Raw genomic sequence first — 6,082 nt, forward strand, 5'->3', positions numbered from 1 at the left:
ATCTTAGCACATTAGCTATACCAATTCATTATGCAAGATAACCTTCTTCAAAACCAACAGCAATCCGCAACCGCGCCAGGTAGGAAAAATAGCAATTTAGATAAAGATAACTTATCCCCTGATTCCAAAGTATTTAATGCTACAGGAAAGGCGGGGTTCAAACCTGCGTCACGTTCTTTGGCAGGGGCTTTTAGTAGCCTGGGGAACGGATCGGCTTTTTCAGGCTCTGGTTCTGCTTCTCAAATGAAATCGGCCAATCAGCCTGTTCAGCAAATGGTTGATAAAGACGTGAAGGAAGAGGAAAAAAAGGTGCAGATGAAAGCTGGCAATGGCCAATCTACAGGAGGCAATACTGCCAGTCAGTCGGGAAGCCTGCCGTCATCGGTACTTGGAAAAATGGAAGGGGCTTTCAATACCAGCTTTAGCGATGTGAAAGTCCACAACAACTCTTCCAGTGCTACTAACATGGGCGCTCTTGCCTATGCTCAGGGGAACGATATCCATTTTGCGCCGGGACAGTATAACCCGAACAGTACCAAAGGGCAGGAGCTTATCGGACATGAATTAACGCACGTTGTGCAGCAGAGGCAGGGCAGGGTAAAAGCTAATACGCAGGCCAAAGGTACCCCCGTGAATGATGACCCAAGGCTGGAGAAGGAAGCTGATGATATGGGAAAAAAGGCGGCACAGGGTAAATTTGCCCATGTGGCAGGGAGCAGTGCCCATGCAGTGCAGATGAAGGGCAATTATCCATGGAGTGGGATTTTGGAAAGAAAAGGAAGATCAGGCCTGATTTCTTTTATTCCGGAGATAATTTCTTTTATCAGGGACCAAAAGACATCAGTGGCCAATGTGTGGAGCAAAAACGCAGATATCCAGGATTTTAAACCCGGAGCATTTGCCCTGGAGTTAGCACTTACCATATTAGGAGCAGGGATTGGTGGAGCTTTGGGGAAGGTAGCAGGTAATGTGATTTCCAAAGTGGCTGGGGAAGTGGCTACAGATGCATCTGTAGATGCCCTGAAAAAGCTTTATGAAGTGGGGTATGATAAACTGAAAGGGGTACTTACTTCACCGTCTAATGAACTGAGTGTAAATGCCACCAAAGGATTGTCTTCAGCAGTGGGAAGTGGTCTCAAGGATTATTATGTTCAATCAGTGAAAGAAATGTTTGATTCCGAAAGGTATTCGGCAGTTGATGTTTTTACCAATGATCTTGAGTCAATGACCGACGAAGAGCTTGCTTTCCTGGCTTATACACTTGATGAGTCTTATAAGCGAATAATAGCCGATGTCGAGCCAATCATGCAGCAGCTCACAATTGGTTACATGAAGCTTCAGGATGTAATACATGTAACTACTGAAGCAGGGATAACAGGCAATCCTGAAACTGCTGGCAACAAGGAAAAAATCCGTGAGTTCTATCAGACTGATGGAAGAATAACCGAGACTGATGCAAGGGGTGGACAACTTCTTATAACCGGCCCTATGGGAGGTATAGGTAAATATAATAGCCCAAGATTAAGTATCTCCAAAGCCATAGCCTCCGATGTAAATGAAAGCACCTATGGGCACTTGAAAGGTGCAAAGATCAAAGACTTGCCATTCAGCGTATCATTCCGTTTCTGGGCCAGCACGCCTAATCATGGTATATTGGATGCATTAACTCTAGAGTCTTCTTTGTGTAAGGTGTGGTTTGTGAAGGATGGTAACGGCTCTATTTGGGTAGATAATAATGAATCATATGAAAGGGAAAGTAATGGGTACGATCAAGGTAGGGAGTGGCTTGCCAGGCACGAACTAAATACGAGCAGAGAACTCACAGCAGAAGAGATCAGAAGCAATGCCCCCAAAGGTGCAAGGAAGCTGTATGAAGCTATTAAAAACACACCAATAAATTCTATTATAGACCTTGATATGTTTTAAATGATAAACAGACCAGTTATTTTTTTTAACCTATTATACATTATACTTATGGGCTGCAACAAACCAGCAGTTGAAAAAATCAGTATTGAAGGCATTTCTGATTCGAATTTTAATGGGGGAGAGTTAAATGTTATCAGTGATCAATTGATAGTTAACTTTTCAAGAGGATACATGATTTTAGATGATCAGGGTAAACTTGTGTGGATGTCACCGGATATGGTAGGGACCAGAAGGCCTGTAGGGTTTGATGAAGGGGTACTTCTTCAATCATCAGATGATATAATGGCATTTAATACAAGGCTGAATGAAATCAGTTGGAGTGGTAATCTGAGTTCTAACCTTACCAGTGCTTTATATGTGGACGAGAAGGAAGCTCAGCTTATAGGAATTGATAAGGACAGTACTAAACTCTTCACATATAATTTAAGCAATGGTCAGGTTATTCGAGGGGTGCCTTTTCCTCCTCTAAAGGATGAGAATGAGGTGTTTGTTTACGTTGGCATAACTGATGAACTCGTTTTATTTACGTCATGGAAGCAAAATCAACTGCATGCTTACTCAAAAAATAATACAAAGGAGAGTGCCTGGGAAATTGGTTTTGACAATAAGCATCAGGATAAAAAGAATTTGCTGTTAAGTAGCAATAACCTGTTTTTGGTTAGAGACGACGTTTTGTCCAGGGTAGATATTTCTTCAGGTATAACTGTAAATGAATATCGTGCAGGGGCGTCTATCGAAAAAATAGAAGTTGTAGGGGAAGATGTGCTACTTTTTACCGCGAATAACATTATATTCCTAAGTGGTAATAGCATGGAGGAAAAATACAATCTGGAATCACCTTCTATTACACATCCTTCTGTTGATCCGGATAACAATCGTATTTCCTTATTCTCAGATAAGCAGTTGAAAATTTACAACCTAAATACAGGAGAGCTTGTTGATGAATTTGATTTGGAATTCACAAGTTTAACAAATGCTGTTTTTTATAAGGATGAAGTTGTCTTCATTTCACAAGGAGGTGAATTGGTAAAAGTGAGCATGAAATAAAGAAATTCTCAAATGAAAAGTGATTCAACTTTTCAGTTCTGGCAACCAAACCATACTATATCAACTTAGTGCTGAGCCTGTTATAGGTGTATAAATGCAATGCAGTGATGGGTTAATGAAGCTGGCTGCAAATCAATTCAGCTATACTTCTGACTTCGAGGAACTCATCATTAAAAGCATTTACATTTTTGTGAGTGTCGGTGCATATCACTTTTTCTATAAGGCCACAGTCTTTGAGCTTTTGCAGGCCATTGCCGACGAAAATACCATGTGTAGTGATTACAAATATTTTATTGGCACCAGCATCTTTGTAGGTTTTTGCGGCATTCACAATGCTGCCTCCTGATCTGATCATATCGTCATATATAACTACATCTTTACCTTCCACGTCTGCATTGATGGCACTGACCTCTGTTTGGTCTCCTTTTATCCTTCTTTTCAATACAAATGCAGCATTTACGCCCATATCGTTGGCTAAAGACTCCACCCATTTGGCACGTCCTGCATCAGTACTGGCCAAAACAAAATTATCACCTCCATACGCACGTGCAGCTTCCATGACTATGCTCTTGCAGTATACATGGACAGGGTAAAGATGATGTTCAAAATAGTGGGGAATACCTTCGGTATGAAGGTCAAAAAGGTAAATTTTGTTGCCTTTGTTGCTTCTTGGTATGGCAGACAATAGCCTTGCGCGGGTTTTGGCAGTCACTACTTCTCCGGGTAGCACGGACCGCTCCATGGTGGAATGGCCAAAGTAGGGGACAATCATCCTTAGTGAGTTGGCTCCACAGCTTACAATGGAAGAGGCGAGGTCAAATAGCTCCAGGGTGGCTTCATCGTTTACGGTGCCTCCCAATATTACAATATCCCTGTTTTCAACATCGGTAAGTATACGCTGGTACCTTTCACCGTCGGAGAAATGGTCAACTTCTACAATGCCTTCTTCAAAATCGCCACATTTGAGTACCTTCTCTGCCAGGTAGGCGTAATCAGTAATGTGAAATAAAATTCTTTTCATGAAAGGGGTTTATCGGTCTTGTCCTGATTGATATACATAAAAATGTAGCTGATACCGAGACACAACAGCCCTAAGATCACATATGGGGCACCTCCAAGAGAACCGTGTACCACGGCATGTGCCAGCTTAAGTTTTGTCATTTCCCCGGCTGCATCAACGTGCTGTAAAGAAACCATATAATTTTTAATCAGGCCAATTACACTGAAAGAAAGTGCAGCCATACCCAGAGGTATGAGGGAGTGCAGCATGAAATCGCTTTTTCGTTGCACATGCTTTCGGAAGGTTTGTACACTGCCTATACTAATGATGAGTGCAAAAAGAATAAATAGCAGCATTGAGAGCCACGATTGGGAAAATAAAGGTAAAGTCATTGCTATAGATTTAAGGTCTCCAAGATAAAACTATTTGCAAGAACTTAAAAGCTATGGGATTTGGTTAATTTACATTGTGGAAAAAGCACCTCATGTATCCGTGAGGTCTATTTGCCAGAGATTATAGCTTATGTTCCTCTGTTTCTGCGGGTTCCACATGCACGAGGACATCTAATATCTCCGGAAGGTGGCTCTTCACGTGATTTTTAACATTATGGGCGATTTCATGACCTTCCGCTACTGTCATGTCGGAGTCGACCCATATGTGCATATCTACTACATGCATTACGCCCATTTTGCGGGTATGACATTTTTCTACTTTGTGTACGTCTTTCACTTGTTCTGCCAGTTCTTTTACCTGTCTGTTCAGCTCAGGTACGACTGATTCGTCCAGCAACTCACCTATTGCTGGCCGTAAAATCAAATAGGCATTGATAAGAATGACCACTGCGGCAAACAGTGCAGCATAGTCATCTGCTACCTCGTACCCATCTCCGCCAATAATGGCTATGGTAATGCCTATGAATGCAGCCCCCGAGGTGATGGCATCACTTCTATGATGAAATGCATCTGCTTTTACAGCTCCACTATTGATTTCTACGCCCGTTTTAAGCACATAGCGATAAAGCAGCTCCTTAGTGATGATCACGCCAACAAGGATTATGAGCGTATAGGGTGCCGGAGTTTTATGGGGTTCTATGATGTGGTGAATGCTGTCCCTTGTGATGATAATGGCTGCTATAGTCAGCGCCAGGGCAATGGCTACAGACATTAGGGCTTCTGCTTTGCCATGTCCGTATGGGTGGTTTTTGTCAGGAGGCCGGGCTGACCATTTGAGACCTATCCAAAGCATCACGGATGAGAGTACATCTCCGGCCGACTCTATAGCATCGGCAATCAGGGCATATGAATTGCCAAATACGCCTCCCAGGGCTTTTACTACAGCGAGTAAGGCACTGATAATAATTCCAACCAATGTGGTTTTCAGGCCTTTTTGCGTAGGATGAGGAATGCTTTCCTGTACTTCTTTATTCAAATTCTTTGCAATCTTCAGAGGGAACTGAAACTCCCGCTGCCTGTTGATATACCAATGATGCTCCTAAGTCACCCATGTAGGTGAGCAAGCCACTTCCTATGAGCATTAAAGTAGCTATAGCAACTGTTCCAATCCTTCTAAACCGGGTGAGTTTTTCTGATAGTATGGCCATGTCCAAAATAGAAGCTGCCGTGAAAATATATGTCAGGTAGTAAGCCATATTTTCATGGCTTTTTAGCACTGTAGGGTCACAGATCGACCTGCTTACCCTTCCATCAGCCAAGTCTCCGGTGTAAATAGCCACCCATGCTGTAATTGTGCCGAGATAGAGCAAGAGGCTTCCGGATGTAGTTAAAAAATCCCTCTTCACAAATACTGCGATCAGCTTCAGCAGTGTGCCCAGTAAAAGAAATGCAATTGGAAAATGAACGGACAGGGCGTGATAAACCTCTGTCCGTATCCAGTCCGGTAATAATTCCATGCTTTATTCCAGTACTCTTACTGCTATGGGATCAAGTCTCTGGCCCACTTTCTCTACCTCAACCTCTACCTTCATGCCTTCCTGAAGTACGTTAAACTCTACGGCTTCACCGTTTCTGGTAAGTGTGGTCTGGTCTGTAAAGTAGAGTTCAAGCGTTTTGTTGTCTGCTGTTTTTACATATATCTCAGTTTTATCGGCTT

General features: G+C 42.6%; 6 protein-coding genes and 1 pseudogene. 2 read left to right on the top strand and 5 right to left on the bottom strand.

Annotation, left to right across the window (positions count from 1 at the left end):
* Positions 1-30: 30 nt before the first annotated feature.
* Complete coding sequence (locus tag E1163_RS03175; RefSeq protein ID WP_221417922.1) at positions 31-1,926, top strand: eCIS core domain-containing protein; 1,896 nt, start codon at positions 31-33, stop codon at positions 1,924-1,926.
* A 48-nt stretch (positions 1,927-1,974) separates the two neighbouring features.
* Positions 1,975-2,973 (top strand): PQQ-binding-like beta-propeller repeat protein, encoded by a 999-nt coding sequence (locus E1163_RS03180; protein WP_155169373.1) that lies wholly within the window; start codon positions 1,975-1,977, stop codon positions 2,971-2,973.
* A 112-nt stretch (positions 2,974-3,085) separates the two neighbouring features.
* Here E1163_RS03180 and E1163_RS03185 read toward each other — a convergent pair whose 3' ends face one another.
* The 5 genes and pseudogenes from E1163_RS03185 to E1163_RS30360 all read right to left on the bottom strand — a co-directional run.
* Positions 3,086-3,994, bottom strand: coding sequence for a ribose-phosphate diphosphokinase (locus E1163_RS03185; RefSeq protein ID WP_155169375.1), 909 nt, complete (start codon positions 3,992-3,994; stop codon positions 3,086-3,088).
* Entirely contained in the window at positions 3,991-4,365 is a 375-nt protein-coding gene (locus E1163_RS03190; RefSeq protein ID WP_155169377.1) for a hypothetical protein, read from the bottom strand. The genes E1163_RS03185 and E1163_RS03190 overlap by 4 nt, the downstream gene beginning before the upstream one ends.
* Before the next feature lie 121 nt (positions 4,366-4,486).
* Positions 4,487-5,401: a cation diffusion facilitator family transporter gene (locus tag E1163_RS03195; RefSeq protein WP_155169379.1), complete on the bottom strand. Its 915-nt coding sequence runs from the start codon at positions 5,399-5,401 to the stop codon at positions 4,487-4,489.
* The gene (locus tag E1163_RS03200; protein WP_246223482.1) at positions 5,394-5,882 is read right to left on the bottom strand and encodes a DUF2231 domain-containing protein; all 489 of its coding nucleotides are present in this window, start codon (positions 5,880-5,882) and stop codon (positions 5,394-5,396) included. Before E1163_RS03200 ends, E1163_RS03195 begins: the two co-directional genes overlap by 8 nt.
* Positions 5,883-5,885: 3 nt before the next feature.
* A pseudogene (locus E1163_RS30360) lies at positions 5,886-6,082 on the bottom strand (hypothetical protein); the annotation flags it as partial.

Source organism: Fulvivirga kasyanovii, from assembly GCF_009711405.1.
GTDB classification, from domain to species: domain Bacteria; phylum Bacteroidota; class Bacteroidia; order Cytophagales; family Cyclobacteriaceae; genus Fulvivirga; species Fulvivirga kasyanovii.